Origin of the sequence: Acinetobacter sp. NBRC 100985 (assembly GCF_000241225.1) — a bacterium.
Classification (GTDB): domain Bacteria; phylum Pseudomonadota; class Gammaproteobacteria; order Pseudomonadales; family Moraxellaceae; genus Acinetobacter; species Acinetobacter venetianus.
Map to the genome: position 1 here is coordinate 1 of NZ_BAEB01000023.1, position 17015 is coordinate 17015.

A 17015-nucleotide genomic window follows, 5' to 3' on the forward strand; every position below is an offset into this window, starting at 1 on the left:
TTTTTTTATATCCAGTTGTTTAGAACTTGAAGTTCACACCAACTTTAGCCACTGGCATCCACTCGTATTTGCTCTTGTTAGCAATTTTGTCTGCTTCACGATCAGCCGCTGATTGACCTGACTCAACACCACCAACTTTTACCAGACCTTCTGATTTCAGATCAACAGTTGGGTTACCAGTATAGTAAGCACCGACTTCACCAAACACACCTATGTTTTTATAAACTGGAGTGTTAAGACCAAAACCTAAGTATGGAGCAAGCTGGTTGTCATAGTTTAAATGACCTTTTACAGAACCACTGCCGCCAGGTGCATAGTAGTTAGAACCATCGATTTTAATCGTATCGTTCGAGTTAGATACTGATTTTTTCAAATCATAGCTATTATCTAAATAACCAACACCCGCTGCTACATATAATGCACGAGCAAACGCATTTTCATTCGCACCCCATGGATAAATTTCTGCATTTAAATATGCATTTTTATTATCCATATCCATATCATACTTAGTGCCATCAATTTTCAAGCTATCAGACCAAGAGATATCTCCGCCGTTATAACCTAAGCTTAGTGCCACATAAGGATTCACACGATATGAAATCGCACCACCATAACCTGTCGTACCTACTTCAGCACGTACAGAAACTGGATCTAAATATGAAGGGAAAGCATAAACTGATTCCTTCACAACTTGTTCATCTGCTGCAAATGCAGTACCTGCAATCGCTGTTAATGCACCTGCTGCTAACATAACACGCAAAGCTTTCATTGGAGTCTCCTCAAAAAATGCTCTTATTTAAAAATGTATAATTGTTGCTTGTGGAATTAGCATAAAAGAATGATCGCTAACTTTTTATACAGAAAATGATTACTTTTTGTTATTTTTTGATACAAATTCAGAATAATTGTGAATTGTAAAATAATGAATAAAAAACAATAAAATCCGTTTTTATTACAATTTTGTTGCATAAATTTAAAACAGTTTATTGTAACTACTTTTTTCAAAGCTAATTGATCTAATTTAGTGTAAAATCTTCAAAATTTTTTTGGAAGAAGGAAGATCATGTCTCAGCTTTCTACAATCATTGAGCAAGCATTTGAAGACCGCGCCAACTATAGCGCAGCGGACTGCCCTACTGAAATTCGTCAAGCTGTTGAAGAAGCTTTGACTGGCTTAGACAACGGTACACTTCGTGTAGCTGAGAAAATCGATGGTGAATGGGTTGTTCACCAATGGTTAAAAAAAGCAGTTTTATTATCATTCAAACTTAATGACAATAAACCAATCGAGTCTTGTGATCTTCGTTTCTATGACAAAGTTGATACAAAACACGCAGGTTGGACTGAAGAACAATTTAAAGCAGCTGGTGTGCGTGTTGTACCGCCTGCTGTTGCTCGTCGTGGAAGTTTCCAAGCGAAAAATGTTGTGTTGATGCCATCATATGTCAACATCGGTGCGTATGTTGATGAAGGCACAATGGTTGACACATGGGCAACTGTAGGTTCATGTGCACAAATTGGTAAAAATGTTCACTTGTCTGGTGGCGTTGGTATTGGTGGTGTTTTAGAACCATTACAAGCAAACCCAACAATTATTGAAGACAACTGCTTCATTGGTGCACGTTCTGAAATCGTTGAAGGCGTGATCGTTGAAGAAGGCTCTGTGATTTCAATGGGTGTTTTCATCGGTCAATCAACCAAGATCTTTGATCGTGAAACAGGTGAAATTCACTACGGTCGTGTACCTGCTGGTTCTGTTGTTGTTGCAGGTAACCTTCCTTCTAAATGTGGTACATACAGCTTATATGCTGCAATCATCGTGAAAAAAGTTGATGCTAAAACTCGTGCTAAAACGAGCTTGAACGACTTATTACGTGCAGACTAATCTGTCATTTATTTGAGGAACTTAACCGTTCCTTGGAGCTTCAGTCGCTCCTCGTCTCTACGATCAGACATGGTCGTAGAGATTTTGTTTTTATATAGCATGCTGCTTTTGTTATAACTGTTTGTGGTAACTCTTTATGGCTTCCTTACGTTCTTCTGCAATTCCTGTCTCTGATCCTGCGGCTGGGCTGCGTATTACTGAGATTTTTTATTCTTTGCAAGGCGAAGCGAATACCTTTGGTTTACCGACCGTATTTATCCGCTTAACAGGTTGCCCACTACGCTGCAGTTATTGTGATACGACTTACTCCTTTGAAGGTGGTGAGCGTTTTTCACTTGAACATATCATCGAAACAGCAAGCCAATATAAAACACCTTATATCTGTGTCACAGGTGGAGAACCTCTGGCACAACCGAATTGCTTGATTTTGTTGCAACGTCTTTGCGATCTAGGTTTTCAAGTTTCTCTCGAAACCAGTGGTGCTTTAGATGTATCAAAAGTTGATTCACGCGTTTCTAAAGTGCTTGATTTGAAAACACCAACTTCAAAAGAAGATCATCGTAATTTATTGAGTAATATTGATCACCTCACGCAGCACGATCAAATCAAATTCGTCATTTGTAATCGAGAAGACTATGAATGGTCTAAACAGCAACTTGAACAATTTCAATTACAGGAAAAAGTGAGTACAGTGTGGTTCTCACCAGCCTTTGCTGTTGAAAAAGGTGCCGTTGCCTTACCTGCTTTAGCACGTGATTTGGCACAATGGATTTTAGAAGACCATCTCCCCGTTCGGTTCCAACTACAGTTACATAAACTGTTGTGGAACGATGAATCTGGTCGTTAGAAAACTTTAAAAGTTCGTTCTCAAAATAGATCAGCTTTTTTCAAATTTATTTTAGGTTGAATCATGGAAAATAATATGCGTTCTCGTGCCATCGTATTATTGTCTGGTGGCTTAGACTCGACAACTTGTCTTGCTTGGGCACAAGCAAACTATGAGTGTATAGCTTTAAGTTTTATGTACGGTCAACGTTCAACAACAGAACTTGATGCAGCTAAAACACTTGCGAAACGTGCAGGTGTTGAACATCGTGTGATTAATATTGATTTGGGTAACTTAGGTGGCTCAGCACTTACAGATCATAACATTGATGTTCCAGAGCAACTACAAGAAGGCATTCCTGTAACTTATGTTCCAGCTCGTAACACAATTTTCCTCTCTTATGCCCTAGCAGCAGCAGAGGTTTTTGATGCTGAAGCGATTGTGATTGGGGTAAATGCTGTTGATTATTCAGGATATCCAGATTGCCGCCCTGAATTTATTGATGCTTTTGCAAATCTTGCTCGTCTTGCAACAAAAGCAGGTGTTGAAGGAAAACCACTTAAAATTGAAACACCTCTGTTACATTTATCCAAAGCGAATATTATACGCTTAGGGATCGAACATGGCGTAGACTATAGTCAAACGGTATCCTGCTACCAAGCAGATGCTCAAGGACGTGCATGTGGCAAATGCGACAGTTGCCGTTTACGTCAACAAGGTTTTATCGAAGCAGGTATTGCGGATCCTACACGTTATACTGAATAGACGATATAGGGTAATAATTAGGTACAATATATGAAGTTTTTCAAATTAAATCTTATTCTTTCTACAATGATGTCAGCTGCTGCATTACTGGCAACAGGGGCTCACGCAGCTGATAATCCTTTACAAACTGCGTATAAAAGTACCAATGTAAAAGCTGCATTGATCAACGTATGTAAAGATCAAACTGCGAAAGGCGGTAAACTCACTTCTGCAGAAGTAAGCAAATTCTGTGGTTGCCAAATTGATGCTCAAGGTAAAGTGACCGAAGCGCAAAAATGGGAAATCCAAAGTGCGATCAATGCCAAGAAAAGCCCTAGTTCTTTAGCTTTTGTACAAAAGCAAAATAAAGACTTACAAGCTTGCTTAGGCGCACCACTCGTTTCTAAGCTAGAAAAGTTAACTGAAGAAGCAATGAAAGCAGCTCAACAAGCGCAGAAAAAATAAGCCTTTGTTGTTCTAAAGAAAGCCTGCATTTTGCAGGCTTTTTTTCTTTTCTGTTAGACTCTATTGATCTTAATTCAGTTGAATTCGCATGCAAGATCAATGGAAAACTAACGCCAATCATAAGCGATCTATCGTGTCATTCAGTGGTGGTAAAGATAGCTCTCTCGCGTTATATCATGCGCTACAATCAGGTACAGTAATTGGTTTGATTGTCATGCTAGAAGAGCAAGGACAACGATCACGTTCACATGCCATGCCTCTTGATATTATTGAAGCACAAGCAGATGCAATTGGTTTACCTGTTTTTATGACATCTTCGAGTTGGGCTGATTACGAAGATAAGTTCATAGATTTAATGAATCAAGCAAAGCAAAAAGGTGCTGAAGTTTTAGTGACAGGTGATCTGGATATGCCCCAACACGGTTGTTGGCACGATCGTGTGACTCAACAAGTTGGCCTTAAATTGGCAATGCCCCTTTGGTTACGCCCACATCGTGAAGTCGTAGAAGAATTCATCAATTTAGGTTTCCGAAGTGTCGTCGTCACTGTAAATTTAAAGCTCGGTATGAAAGTCGAAGACCTTGGTAAAATCCTAACCTTAGAATATATCCAAGAACTCGAAAGCCGTGGCATTGATCCATGTGGTGAAGGCGGCGAATTCCATACTACGGTTATTGATGGACCAATTTTTAACAAAGCTATACCTATACGTCAGTGCAATATTGTTTATCATGAAGAATATGCTTTTCTACCACTTGAATTAGATCAAATTTAATTTATTAAAAGGATGCACAATGTCTGAGAATATTCAATTACCAAATCACGTTTTCCCAACAACACAAGGCGAAATTAATCTAGCCGAGATAACAAGTAAATGGTTGGTGTTATACTTTTATCCCAAAGATTCAACACCAGGATGTACAACCCAAGCTGTTGGTTTTTCATGCTTGAAAGATCAATTTGACGCTTTAGGTTGTCAAATTATTGGTGTATCTCGTGACTCAGTGAAGGCACACCAAAACTTCACTGAAAAGCAATCACTAACCATTGATCTCATCAGTGATAAAGAAGAAGTGCTGTGTAAACATTTTGACGTAATTAAAGAAAAAAACATGTATGGCAAACAAGTGATGGGAATCGAGCGCTCAACTTTTATTTTCCATAATAAACAACTGGTGAAATCTTATAGAAAGGTTAAAGCTGCTGGTCATGCTGAACAGGTATTAGAAGATTTAAAAGCATTACAAGCTGGATAAATTAGTGTTTTAATGCTAAAGGCGAGTTTTAAACTCGCTTTTTTACTGAAGTAAATTGATCAGTGCTTTACTCTTCACGTATGATAAAAAACTAAAAAAATTACATTTAAGACATCGCCATGGACAAGCTCAAACTTCTTCTTGTTTTCCTTTTTTTATCTCCGCATGTAGTGCAAATGCACCAGATAGCTCGACACCAGTCTCTCCTAGTGTGGATCAAATCTCAAAATCTGCGATAGAAATTACTTGCCAAGATTTACAAAATCCAGCTTATCAACAATTAATTTTAAATGCGATTAACGAAATACGACAATATCCACGTCACTGCGGCCAAAAACTCTATCCAGCTGTAGCGCCTCTAGTTTGGAATAGTCATTTATACAACAGTGCATTTGCTCAGTCAGAAGACATGGCAAAATACAATTTTCTCGGTCATATCAGCACTGCGGGCTTAGACTTGAAGGCGAGATTAAAACTTTACCACTTCAAAGGTCGTGGCAGTGGTGAAAATGTTGCGCGCGGTCAGAAAAACTTAAATGAAGTCATGGCAACATGGCTTGCGAGTCCAGTGCATTGTGCAAATCTGATGCACCCTAAATTCACGGATTATGCACTTGCTTGCACATCCGACCGATCTGCAAAACAAAAGGCTTACTGGACTCAACAGTTTGGTGTTCGTTAGTCAGTCTGTAATTGATATTAAAAAACTTTCGCCATAATTTTCCATTCACCATGATCAAAAACGAAGGTTAGCGCATCATAAAAATATTTAGGTGAAATCGCACACTCTACATGTGCGACTGCCAGCTGATCATTGAGTAAATGAATTGACATAATTTTATCCTGCCTTGCTTCATGTTTAGATGCAGGTGAAATGCGCTTTGATACCATTGCAAAATAGGTTTGCATATCCAACTTTAAAATGGGTTTATCCGTGGCATTGATATAAATCGCGTCAGGGTGAAACACATCATTCAACTTGCTCACATCACAAAAATACAAAGCATCAAAATATTTTTGTAGTTGTGAGTTGATTTCAACTATTGCTTGCTGACTCATATTCTTACTCAACTTGATGAACTGTACATTTTGTTTGTTTCTGCCGTAAGGTCGTAACCGACTCCCCAGCAACCCCCCAATTATCTGTATCAACCTCATCGATCACGACAAAGGTAGTGGCAGGATCTTTATCAAGTACACGAACAACCAACTCTGTTGCTTCTTGAATCAACTGCTGCTTTTGCTGTTGTGAAACATTTTCTTTAGTGATCTGAATTAAAATATAAGGCATTTCATTTTCCTTGTGATGATTTTTATTATTTAGTTTCCGCCATGATTGCATCTTGAACCGTTTTTCGGTTAGCAACACGCTGCATAAAACTGGTTAAATACTTAAAATGCGTAAGCTCTAAACCAATAAATCCAGCCCATCTTGTCACCACAAATAGATAAATATCTGCAATGCTCAATTCATTTCCTGTTAGATAAAGCTGCCAAGTGAGTTGTTGATCGATCCATGCATAATGTTGTTTTAGAATTTCAGTAAATAGTGCTTTTGTCTGCTCACCGTAAGATTCATGGAAAAATGGTGAATACGCTTTATGAATTTCAGAGGCAATAAAATTCATCCATGCCAAGACTTGATAACGTGGCAATGTATTGATTTTTGGTAGTAAATCATCACGCTTTGCTTGATCAACCAAAAACTGACTAATGATCGCTCCTTCAGTTAAAAACTGACCATCATCAAGCTGTAAGAGTGGAACTTACCCTTTAGAATTTAACTGATAAAAATCTTCGCCGGATGTAGTCAGGTGTTGCTGTAAGTCGACTTTGACCAATTCAAAAGGAATACCAAGTTCTCTTAAAACAATATGAGGCGCTAAAGAACATGCATTTGGCGAATAAAAAAGTTTCATAAAATCACTCCATCATTTGAGATAAAGCCATCTTATTATTTACATTAATGTGCTTAAATAGCATACAAATCAAATCATTTTTTACATGGTGTAATCAATGACACAACTCAAAAGAATGATGTTCAGCAGTGTCGAACTTTTTTGCTTAGTTGCTGAATATGAAAGTTTTTCCAAAGCCGCATTACATGCCGGCGTTAGCCCCGCGGCCGTGAGTCGTTCAATCTCCCGATTAGAAAGACGTTTAACCACGCCACTTTTTATTCGAACTACACGCCAAGTCCGATTGACCACACAAGGAAAAACCTATTTTGAGGAATGTAAACAAGCACTGAATCAAATTTTAGAAGCAGAACAGCATCTCAAAAACCAAAATCAACAACCTACAGGACTGATTCGCATCAGTGTGCCAACACCTTACGGGCATTATCGAATTTTGCCCTTATTGGCTAAATTTACACAGCTATATCCAGCAATTGAAATTGATATTCAACTGACCAATAAGAATGTAGATTTCATTGCAGAAGGTTTTGACTTGGCGATTCGAGGTAGACAATTTGCCGATTCAAATTTGATTGCACGTAAGCTAGAACAAGCAGAGCTTATCGTGGTTGCATCACCAACATATTTAAAACGATTCGGTACACCACAACAGCTTGAAGATTTACAACATCATCAATGCATTCAGTTTGTGCTACCAAGTACGGGTAAAAATGTACCGTGGCTTTTCAACATCAACCATCAGACCATCGAATATATGACCAACGCTAAACTTCGTTGTTTAGATGATATTTTAGGCACAGTGACATTAGCTAAGCACAATGCAGGCCTATTACAAACTTATCGATTTATAGTGGAAAAAGAACTCGAAAGTGGTGCGCTAATAGAAGTATTGACTGATTTTTCTGGCGCATCTCGCCCATTTTCTTTGCTTTATCCATCAAAAAAACACGAGTCTTTTCATATCCGTGTTTTCATTGATTTCTTAATCGAAGCGTTAAAGCCGTAAAATGATTAAGTTAAATTGCTTTTATCTTCAGCAAAATATTTTCGTTGCAATTCCGCATAGACATTCGTCTTTTTAAATTCACTCAGGAATTTAATCGTTCCTTGAGGAAAATATTCCTTTTGAATATCACCACGATAATATGCCTCTCGCATCGGTGTCGCCGAGATTGCCCCTTTTAAGCTATCCAACTCCACCATTTCCCATTCAGGGAATAGGCTCAGGTAATAAGATGATTCATCTTTAAAATGACCAATCAAACCAACCTTTGCATCGGGCTGAATGACGCTATTAACCAAATCTTTAACTTGCTTCACCCACTTTTGATCATTATAAACGTCAACAACATGCACAAAACGAATCCGTTTCTGATCCTGTTCAGAGAAGTTGGAAAGAATCATTTGCTCACGTTCTATCGCTAAAAATGGATTCTTAATATTTCTCTCGGGCTGTGCTGAACCGAGAGCTAAAATCACAGATTGACTTTGTTGTAGTGCAATTTCAATGGTTTGCAGATGTGCCAAATGAAATGGCTGAAAGCGTCCAATAAAAACAAGATAGTCAAATGTGTACATAGGCTTAATTTCACTTTTTGTGAACTCATCAGTTGCACTATATTCAGTAAATATGCGACATAATGAGGGCACTTAAAAAATCAATCTGGATTAAAGCAAGGATAGTACGATGACACTTAGCTGTATTCAACAACCTCATCAACATTTGCAAGCAAATTTAGAAGATGGCGTACTCACCTTAGCCATTAACCGTTCAGAAGCAAAGAATGCGCTTTACGGCGAATTGTATCTTTGGATCGCTCAAGCATTAGATGAAGCTGATGCAAACAAAGAAGTTCGTGTCGTAATTTTCCGTGGTGCAGAACAAGACTTTACCGCGGGTAATGACATGAAAGACTTTATGGGCTTCATGCAAAAACCATACGAAGGCAAAGCAGGTGATCAACCTCCATTTGTCCTATTAAAAGCAGCAGCTCGTTTCTCTAAACCTCTCATTATTGCTGTGAAAGGTGTTGCAATTGGTATTGGAGTAACGATTTTATTACATGCTGATATCGTCTTTGCGGACAATACTGCCCTGTTCCAAATTCCATTTGTCAGTCTTGGTCTTTCTCCTGAAGGCGCAGCAAGCCGTTTATTAGTGAAGCAAGCTGGTTATCAAAAAGCGGCTGAATTATTATTCACGGCGAAGAAATTTGATGCTGCAACAGCGGTTAAGGCAAATCTTGTCAATGACGTAGTTGAGGACGTTTATGCAACTGCTCAACAAACTGCACAACATCTAGCGGCATTACCGTTAGCATCATTAAAACAAAGCAAAGCACTCATGAAAAAAGACTTGGCTGAAATCATCGCTTGTGTAGATGACGAAGCAGAAATCTTTATGCAACGTGTTCGCTCACCTGAAATGATGGAAGCTGTGCAAGCATTTATGCAAAAACGTAAACCTGACTTTTCTCAGTTCAATTAATGAGACAATAACTCATTAATAAAACGAAACCACTTCATTGCAAAATCGAGGTGGTTTTTTATTGAACATCCCAATATGAATATAAAAGTTTTAGGAAAATATCAAACTCATGTCAGATCAAAATCAAACTGAAAAAAAGCGTTATTATGAACCTGCCCCACAAGACATCGATATTGCCAACTTCCGTAAGGTTGTTGAAAGCAGACGCTCTGTGCGTAAATTTACAGATAAACCGATTCCAAATGAAGTTTTAGATGAATGTTTAGATTTGGCGCTACTTGCACCAAACTCATCCAACTTACAACCTTGGACATTTTATGTCGTTCAAAACCCGAGTAAGAAAAAGCAACTTGTTAAAGCGTGTCTAAACCAACTTGCTGCGAAAACTGCCTCTGAATTGATTGTCTGTGTTGCTCGTACAGATCGTCTGGATGAAATGGCAAAACGTAATATCAGCGAGTTCCCTTTTCCTGAAGCGCCGCCTGCTGTTCAAAAATATTATCGTTTTATTCCATATAATTATAAGACAGGCTATTTCAATGCCCTAGGTAACTTCAAAAAAGTGGCTTTCAAAGTTGTGAGGACACTGGATAAACAGCTTCCTGTTACAGCTTTTAATGCTGCTGATGCGAAACTATGGGCAACTAAAACTACTGCGCTCGCTTGTGAAAATTTGGTATTGGCTCTACGTGCTTATGGTTTTGATAGCTGTATGATGGAAGGCTTTGATGAGCCTTTGGTTCGCAAAATCTTAAAACTCAATGATCAACAATACCCCGTGATGGTGATTGGTGCGGGTGAACGTGCCAAAGACGGCGTATTCTTCCCACAATATCGTTTTGATCGTGATTTATTCATTCAAAAAGTATAATTATTCAATATCTAATATTTGGATAAATTCAAAGGCAGGCTCTTCATAAGGATGGCTTGCCTTTAATGCTTTGGCGACAGTACTGGCTTTATCTTTTGGGACAATGGTTTCAACCCGCCATTCTTCTAGTTGTTCGAGTTCATCTAATTGCCCAAGAAAAGGATTTGCACCTTTAATAGGCTTAAATTGCCCTATTCCTTTCACTTGCCAAGCACAGTGTTCATAATTGCCAATACCACCTGCACCCGCTTCAAAAATAGCAAGTTTGGTTGACTCTAAATGTGATTCAGGTACGTAATAAATAAGCTTTAGCATGTTTTTGATGATGTTAATCTTTATATGATCATCAAATCATAAGCTCAAAAATAAAGAAAAATCAAAGTGAAATATTCATCACAAGGTAACTTACCACGATAAACATCACTTGAATTATGACTGTTAAGCTAAACCAGAACCAGCCTTTATCTTTAGTATACGCTGTCCTTATATGATTCTCATGTTTCATCATATTGTTCTCCGAGTTTTATAATCATTATTGAGAAAGCAAAAATTGAACCAATTTTTAAAAGCAAAATTGATCTGAAGCCATACTTCTTAAATCAGTTATGCCAAGTTATATTCATAATATATTACTAAATTCTTCGATTTCAAAATATGAGCAACTCATTTCAATCTCAATGGGATCAGTTCTATCCCAACAACCTCCCAATTTCTCACCTCCTTAAGCACTACTTTCCACAATCTTGGTTTAGAATTCATAGTCTGCCCGAATCAAAAAGGTATGCGGATACGACTGCCGAATATGAATTGTTATTAAATCGACAAAATGAAATTATTACAGACTGTTTTAGGGAAAATACCTCTATCTTTATAGTTTCAGGTCACTATTTTAGCCGTTCCCGTAACAATAAAGCTTATGATCCAGCCTTTATATTCCCCTACAAATTTCATTTAGAGCAGGAAATCAACTTAACCCAAGCTAATCCTGAATATTATGATGGAGAAGATAAAGATCACTACTTTAGACCATGCTCTGTAAAAGTAGCTTGGCAAGCTAATGAACATAATGACTTATTGAAAAAAATCGCTGACGATGAAGTAAGGGCCTTTATGATTTCTTTTGAACAGAACATTATCGTTGCACCTTATGATGGCGGTATTGATTTTATTATTTTTGATAAAACCAAAAGAAATGCTTTAAGAGACAAATATAAAGACTGGCTTTCACCAAGAGAAGATGGACTATAGGATATTAGAATAAATCTTGTTGTTCCTTAATAAAACCTAGGGCCTCTTGAAACATTACATGCCAATTATCATTTGGCTGTTGATATAAAGGAAACCAAAAGAACTCAAAATCCAAACCGCCACCATCCTGACAATGATGTACCCAAGTCTCTGGTAATTCAGCCAGCGTTTCACATAAATAGAAATGCCAATCTTGCTGATTAGATTTAAGCATAAAACTTCCCATTAACTTAGGGTTTGGTTCAGCTGTCAGACCTGCTTCTTCATATAACTCGCGAATTGCAGCTTCATCATATTTTTCTCCTTGCTCTATTGTTCCTTTAACTAATTGACTACCTGCAAGTGGATGCCGAAAAGCTAATATTTCCAAACCTTGCGTTGGATTTCTTAGAATTACAGGGACAACTTTTTTCATAATTCATCTCAACAAAATAAGCCAATTTAACTGATTAGATTAAATTGGCTACATAGATGATTCAAACAAATCAAAGTTTAAATTTTAGATAGTTTAGTTCTAATCTATTGCCCAACAATCTCATATTTTTTCTTAATCTCTTGATTGATCGCAGCTGAGACATATATTTCACTTTGCTGGTTGCCACTTGCAGCAGAACAACTCACTTCTACAGTAGATTTTGGCTCGTGATATTGTCCAAAAGTATTTGTATTACCATGAATACGATTTTCTATTGCACTTGAAAAAGGGTTAATCGCATTTGTTTGTGGAAATACCACACTGCTGATCATTTCGTTTGAAGAATTAAGCACTTTAAAATTCAAACAACCTTTCGCAATCATCAACTCAGAAGCTCGTAACATTGCAAAATCATTGGCTTGTTTTTGTGAAGTCTTCTCATTGCCTTTAAACGTTACTTTATAATGATTCTGAGATAATTCAGTTTCAGCTAAGCCATTTTGCCCAATCAATGAATGTGGTTGATAGGTCGTTGAACATCCAGTTAATAGTACAGATAATATTAATATTTTTTTCATAGTGTGGTTCCCCTCTCACGTACAGAAGAATACCACAACAAAACCAATTTAAATAAAATAACTTTTATTATCAATAATTTAAATTTAATACACTTATATAGTTTATTCTTCTGCAAAATCGACAACTTGCCAAAAAAAATGCCACTAAAAAAGTGGCATTTTCAATCATCGGTTGTTTAATTAACCAATAAATTTACGTGCGTTGCGGAACATACGTAACCATGCACCATCTTCAGCCCAATCTTCAGGCTTCCATGAATGTTGTAAGGCACGGAAGTTACGCTCTGGATGCGGCATCATCACTGTTGCACGACCATCTTTAGAAGTTTGACCTGTAATCGCCTCAGGTGAACCATTCGGGTTCAACGGATAGTGCTGAGTTGGGTTACCCAAGCTATCCACATAACGCAAGATCACTTGATTCTCTGCATTTAAAGCAGCAATTTGCTGTTCAGTTGCAACCAAACGACCTTCACCATGTGCAACCGCGATTGGTAAAATCGAACCTTGCATATCTTCAAGCAATACAGAAACTGATTTTTCTACGCGAACGTTCACTGCACGCGCTTCAAAAACTTCTGACATGTTACGGTGGAAACGTCCCCAATGCTCTGCACCTGGAATCAGTGGTGCAAGTTGAGACATCATTTGACAGCCATTACATACGCCCAAGCTGAATGTATTTTCACGATGGAAGAATTGTTCGAACTGATCACGTAGTTTAGCATTGAACAATACTGATTTCGCCCAGCCACCGCCAGCACCCATTACGTCACCGTATGAGAAGCCACCACACGCCACTAAACCTTCAAAGTCGCTCAAGCTGACACGACCTGCAAGCAAGTCACTCATATGTACGTCGATGGTATTGAAGCCAACTTTGTCAAATGCAGCCGCCATTTCCACATGACCATTGACACCTTGCTCACGCAAGATGGCCATATTGGGACGACGTGTATTAATAAACGGTGCTTCAACTGGCTCATTTAAATCATAAGTTGCTTGTGCAATTAAACCTTTATGGTTTTTATCTGCAATCAAAGCAAACTCTTGATCAGCTGTTTCAGCATTGTCACGTAAACGTTGGATTTGATGAGAGACTTCAGCCCAAGCTTGTTGTAATTCAGCGCGCTCAAGCGTTAAACCATTTACAACCAATTGATCCGTGGTATTTACACGACCAACAACAGCAATTGCATCTTTCAGGCTTGATGCTGCAACTTCAACTTCTAACTGCGCCCAATCAGCAGCAGTAATTTGCAGTACGGCACCAATTTCTTCAGCAAATAGGCTTTCTGTTGATTGATTTTGTAATGCTACACCTAAGCGTGATGCAAACATCATCTCGGCAACAGTTGCTAATAAACCACCATCACCAATGTCATGGTAAGCCTTGATTAAACCACGATTGTTCCAGTCTTGAATCAAGGCAAAGAATGCTTTGAAGTCATCAAAACTATCGACATCAGGTGTCACCGAACCAATCGCTTTATACACTTGTGCAAGGATCGAACCACCTAAACGGAACTGGCCTTTAGATAAATCAATACGTACCAGTACAGAGCCTTCCAAGTTTTTCAATTCAGGCGTTAAGGTTTTACGAACATCTAGAACTGGTGCAAATGCAGTGATTACCCCTGTCATTGGCGAAGTAACAGCTTTGTCTTCACCATCATTCCACGTCGTACGCATTGAAAGTGAATCTTTACCCACTGGAATTGCGATGCCTAATGCAGGACACATTTCCATACCAATCGCTTTCACACCTTCAAACAAGGCTTGGTCTTCACCTTTTTGACCAGCTGCTGCCATCCAGTTTGCTGAAAGTTTGATATCGCTGATTTGTTCAATGTTGGCACAGGCAATATTGGTAATTGCTTCAGCAACCGCTAAACGTGCAGATGCCGCAGGATTTAACAAAGCAACTGGTGGACGTTCGCCCATTGCCATTGCTTCACCCGTGAAGCCTTGCAAACTTGTGGTGGTTACTGCTGCATCAGCAACAGGCACCTGCCAACGACCCACCATTTGATCACGCGCAACCATTCCCGTAATCGAACGGTCGCCAATGGTAATCAAGAATGATTTAGAAGCCACTGTTGGGTTCTTTAATACGCGGAAAATCGCATCTTTCAAATCAACTTTTGCTACGTCAAAGTCATTACCTGTACGCTCAATCGTTTCATATGAACGTTGCATACGTGGCGTACCGCCCAACATGACTTGCATTGGGATGTCGACTGCATTGTTTTCAAACAATGGATCTTCAACTGTTAAATGACGTGCTTCTGTCGCTTCACCTAACACGGCAAATGGACAACGTTCACGCGCACAAATTTCTTCAAACTGTTCTAAAGATTCTGGACGAATCGCTAACACATAACGTTCTTGTGCTTCGTTTGACCAGATTTCCATTGGGCTCATACCTGGCTCTAAAGATGGAATCTTACGAAGGTTTAATACTGCACCTAACTCATGGTCATTCACAAGTTCAGGCATGGCATTTGATAAACCGCCCGCACCTACATCATGTACAGATACGATTGGGTTGAAGTCTTCTAAACGCCAGCACGTATCGATCACTTCTTGGCAACGACGTTCCATTTCTGGATTTTCACGTTGTACTGAAGCAAAGTCCAAGCTCTCGCCCATGGTACCGCTGTCTACAGAAGATGCTGCACCACCGCCAAGACCGATCAACATTGCAGGGCCGCCCAATACAATAAGCAAGTCACCCGGTTGGATCGCATCTTTTTCTACATGGTCAGGACGAATGTTCCCGTAACCACCAGCAATCATGATTGGCTTATGGAAGCCTTTGACTTCACCATTTACATTTTGTTCGAAAGTACGGAAGTAACCATTTAATGCTGGACGACCAAATTCGTTGTTAAACGCAGCGCCACCCAATGGACCTTCAATCATGATTTGTAATGGCGAAGCCATACGTGAAGGTTTGCCGTAGTTTTCTTCCCAAGGTTGTTCAAAACCTGGAATATTCAAGTTTGATACAGTAAAGCCCGTTAAACCTGCTTTTGGTTTACCACCACGACCCGTTGCACCTTCATCACGGATTTCACCGCCCGAACCTGTTGCAGCACCAGCAAATGGAGCAATTGCTGTTGGATGGTTGTGTGTTTCAACCTTCATTAAAATGTGAGCAGCTTGGCTCTTATATTTATAAACAAAGTGACCATTTTCATCCGCTTTCGGATAAAAACGCATCGTGTCATAACCCACGATCACAGACGCATTGTCTTTATATGCTGACAATACATCTGTTGGAGACTCTTTATAGGTATTTTTAATCATTTGGAACAATGATAATGGTTGTTTTTCACCATCAATTGTCCATTCTGAACCAAAGATTTTATGACGACAGTGTTCAGAGTTTGCTTGTGCAAACATCATCAACTCGATGTCATTTGGATTACGACCCAGCTTGGTAAATGCTTCTGTTAAGTAATCAATTTCTTGCTCAGATAAAGCAAAACCAAACTCATTGTTGGCTTTAACTAACGCTTCTTTACCTTGACCCAAGATATCAATTGAGTTCAATGGCTTTGGCGCTGTTTCTGAGAACAAAGCTTTTGCATCATCAATTTGAGCAAAAACACTCTCTGTCATACGGTCATGTAGTGCCAATTTCACTTCGTTTGAAATCTCTGTTACACCTTTTAGCGTAAATAAGATTCCACGTTCTAAACGGTGAATTGGCGTATTACAGTTTTGGAAAATATCCGTTGCTTTAGAAGACCATGGCGAGATTGTACCAACACGTGGTGTCACTAAAATCTGGATTTCATCACTTGCAGCTTGGCGAAGTTCGAAAGATTGACCGTCGTTTAATAGTTGTAATGCCGATTGATGTTGCTGCTCGTTGAGCGCTTGATCAAACAAATAAACCCACTGGCTGTCAAAAGATTGAACAGAACTCATTGACGCTAAACTGTTTAAGAGTTGAGTTTTCTTAAAAGAAGAATGTGCTGCTGCACCGGCCACGATAAACATGTTGACTTTGGCTCCACGGGCGGGTCTGACGAACCTACCACAATGTGACTTATGAGAGAGCGCATATTCTACTGTGAAAGGCTCATTTCAGCTAGACATATCCATCTTAAAAAACAGAGTTTTCTAGCTCAAATGGTCTAATTTCTATTAGCTTTATCTGTTTTACTTTATTCGTAACAATTCATTTACTTCATTTATTAAGGATGCATGATTATTTCAACCTTTATATTTATGCATCTTAATCGACGTATAATTTATTTATCTGATCCTCATTTCAAGTAACGCCTTTTATTGTATTTTCAATCCTTA

At 38.8% G+C, this 17015-nt stretch carries 20 protein-coding genes and 1 pseudogene; 11 read left to right on the plus strand and 10 right to left on the minus strand.

The annotated features are described in order from the left end of the window. Positions 1 to 19: 19 nt before the first annotated feature. Positions 20 to 769 (minus strand): ornithine uptake porin CarO, encoded by a 750-nt coding sequence (gene carO / locus ACT4_RS08750; protein WP_004878512.1) that lies wholly within the window; start codon positions 767 to 769, stop codon positions 20 to 22. 294 nt (positions 770 to 1063) lie between these two features. Here carO and dapD point away from each other — a divergent pair, with 294 nt between their 5' ends. The 7 genes from dapD (at position 1064) to ACT4_RS08785 (ending at position 5858) form a co-directional block, all read left to right on the plus strand. Beyond that, a complete protein-coding gene (gene dapD, locus ACT4_RS08755) occupies positions 1064 to 1885 on the plus strand; it encodes a 2,3,4,5-tetrahydropyridine-2,6-dicarboxylate N-succinyltransferase (RefSeq protein ID WP_004878511.1) in 822 nt (273 codons plus the stop codon). A gap of 136 nt (positions 1886 to 2021) precedes the next feature. Continuing rightward, on the plus strand, positions 2022 to 2732 hold the full coding sequence (queE, locus tag ACT4_RS08760) for a 7-carboxy-7-deazaguanine synthase QueE (RefSeq protein WP_007481471.1): 711 nt from the start codon (positions 2022 to 2024) through the stop codon (positions 2730 to 2732). Between the two features lie 75 nt (positions 2733 to 2807). Continuing rightward, complete coding sequence (queC, locus tag ACT4_RS08765; protein ID WP_019384053.1) at positions 2808 to 3476, plus strand: 7-cyano-7-deazaguanine synthase QueC; 669 nt, start codon at positions 2808 to 2810, stop codon at positions 3474 to 3476. Positions 3477 to 3506: 30 nt separating this feature from the next. After that, positions 3507 to 3920, plus strand: a complete 414-nt coding sequence (locus ACT4_RS08770; RefSeq protein WP_007481475.1) for a hypothetical protein — start codon at positions 3507 to 3509, stop codon at positions 3918 to 3920. An 88-nt stretch (positions 3921 to 4008) separates the two neighbouring features. Continuing rightward, the gene (locus ACT4_RS08775) at positions 4009 to 4695 is read left to right on the plus strand and encodes a diphthine--ammonia ligase (RefSeq protein WP_007481476.1); all 687 of its coding nucleotides are present in this window, start codon (positions 4009 to 4011) and stop codon (positions 4693 to 4695) included. Between the two features lie 19 nt (positions 4696 to 4714). After that, positions 4715 to 5176, plus strand: coding sequence for a peroxiredoxin (locus ACT4_RS08780; protein ID WP_007481478.1), 462 nt, complete (start codon positions 4715 to 4717; stop codon positions 5174 to 5176). 157 nt (positions 5177 to 5333) lie between these two features. Continuing rightward, positions 5334 to 5858 (plus strand): CAP domain-containing protein, encoded by a 525-nt coding sequence (locus tag ACT4_RS08785; RefSeq protein WP_050934470.1) that lies wholly within the window; start codon positions 5334 to 5336, stop codon positions 5856 to 5858. A gap of 17 nt (positions 5859 to 5875) precedes the next feature. On the opposite strand, the gene ACT4_RS08790 is transcribed toward ACT4_RS08785, so the two are convergent. From ACT4_RS08790 to gstA, 3 genes and pseudogenes are all read right to left on the minus strand, one after another. After that, on the minus strand, positions 5876 to 6235 hold the full coding sequence (locus ACT4_RS08790) for a nuclear transport factor 2 family protein (RefSeq protein WP_007481481.1): 360 nt from the start codon (positions 6233 to 6235) through the stop codon (positions 5876 to 5878). A 4-nt stretch (positions 6236 to 6239) separates the two neighbouring features. Beyond that, on the minus strand, positions 6240 to 6467 hold the full coding sequence (locus ACT4_RS08795) for a 2-hydroxymuconate tautomerase family protein (protein ID WP_007481483.1): 228 nt from the start codon (positions 6465 to 6467) through the stop codon (positions 6240 to 6242). A gap of 25 nt (positions 6468 to 6492) precedes the next feature. After that, positions 6493 to 7095: pseudogene (gene gstA / locus ACT4_RS08800) on the minus strand (glutathione transferase GstA). A 97-nt stretch (positions 7096 to 7192) separates the two neighbouring features. Between gstA and ACT4_RS08805 the strand changes: the two are divergent. Then, positions 7193 to 8101 carry a LysR family transcriptional regulator gene (locus tag ACT4_RS08805; protein WP_007481487.1) on the plus strand — a complete coding sequence of 303 codons (909 nt, stop codon included), beginning with the start codon at positions 7193 to 7195 and terminating at the stop codon, positions 8099 to 8101. Positions 8102 to 8106: 5 nt separating this feature from the next. Here the strand turns inward: ACT4_RS08805 and ACT4_RS08810 are convergent, their stop codons facing one another. Continuing rightward, the gene (locus tag ACT4_RS08810; protein ID WP_007481489.1) at positions 8107 to 8673 is read right to left on the minus strand and encodes a nicotinate-nicotinamide nucleotide adenylyltransferase; all 567 of its coding nucleotides are present in this window, start codon (positions 8671 to 8673) and stop codon (positions 8107 to 8109) included. Positions 8674 to 8782: 109 nt separating this feature from the next. Here ACT4_RS08810 and ACT4_RS08815 point away from each other — a divergent pair, with 109 nt between their 5' ends. Beyond that, positions 8783 to 9583, plus strand: coding sequence for an enoyl-CoA hydratase-related protein (locus ACT4_RS08815; protein WP_007481491.1), 801 nt, complete (start codon positions 8783 to 8785; stop codon positions 9581 to 9583). Positions 9584 to 9692: 109 nt separating this feature from the next. Then, complete coding sequence (locus ACT4_RS08820) at positions 9693 to 10454, plus strand: nitroreductase family protein (protein WP_004878498.1); 762 nt, start codon at positions 9693 to 9695, stop codon at positions 10452 to 10454. Here ACT4_RS08820 and ACT4_RS08825 read toward each other — a convergent pair whose 3' ends face one another. Together ACT4_RS08825 and ACT4_RS17515 are read right to left on the minus strand one after the other, a co-directional pair. Then, the gene (locus ACT4_RS08825; RefSeq protein ID WP_007481493.1) at positions 10455 to 10769 is read right to left on the minus strand and encodes a hypothetical protein; all 315 of its coding nucleotides are present in this window, start codon (positions 10767 to 10769) and stop codon (positions 10455 to 10457) included. Between the two features lie 61 nt (positions 10770 to 10830). Beyond that, positions 10831 to 10962 (minus strand): KGW motif small protein, encoded by a 132-nt coding sequence (locus ACT4_RS17515; protein WP_252152115.1) that lies wholly within the window; start codon positions 10960 to 10962, stop codon positions 10831 to 10833. A 146-nt stretch (positions 10963 to 11108) separates the two neighbouring features. Between ACT4_RS17515 and ACT4_RS08830 the strand changes: the two genes are divergently transcribed. Continuing rightward, a complete protein-coding gene (locus ACT4_RS08830; protein WP_007481495.1) occupies positions 11109 to 11702 on the plus strand; it encodes a hypothetical protein in 594 nt (197 codons plus the stop codon). A 4-nt stretch (positions 11703 to 11706) separates the two neighbouring features. Here ACT4_RS08830 and ACT4_RS08835 read toward each other — a convergent pair whose 3' ends face one another. The 3 genes from ACT4_RS08835 to purL form a co-directional block, all read right to left on the minus strand. Continuing rightward, positions 11707 to 12117, minus strand: coding sequence for an NUDIX domain-containing protein (locus ACT4_RS08835; protein ID WP_007481497.1), 411 nt, complete (start codon positions 12115 to 12117; stop codon positions 11707 to 11709). Between the two features lie 104 nt (positions 12118 to 12221). Further along, positions 12222 to 12695 carry a hypothetical protein gene (locus ACT4_RS08840; protein ID WP_007481499.1) on the minus strand — a complete coding sequence of 158 codons (474 nt, stop codon included), beginning with the start codon at positions 12693 to 12695 and terminating at the stop codon, positions 12222 to 12224. 180 nt (positions 12696 to 12875) lie between these two features. Beyond that, positions 12876 to 16706 carry a phosphoribosylformylglycinamidine synthase gene (gene purL / locus ACT4_RS08845; RefSeq protein ID WP_007481501.1) on the minus strand — a complete coding sequence of 1277 codons (3831 nt, stop codon included), beginning with the start codon at positions 16704 to 16706 and terminating at the stop codon, positions 12876 to 12878. Positions 16707 to 17015 lie beyond the last annotated feature (309 nt).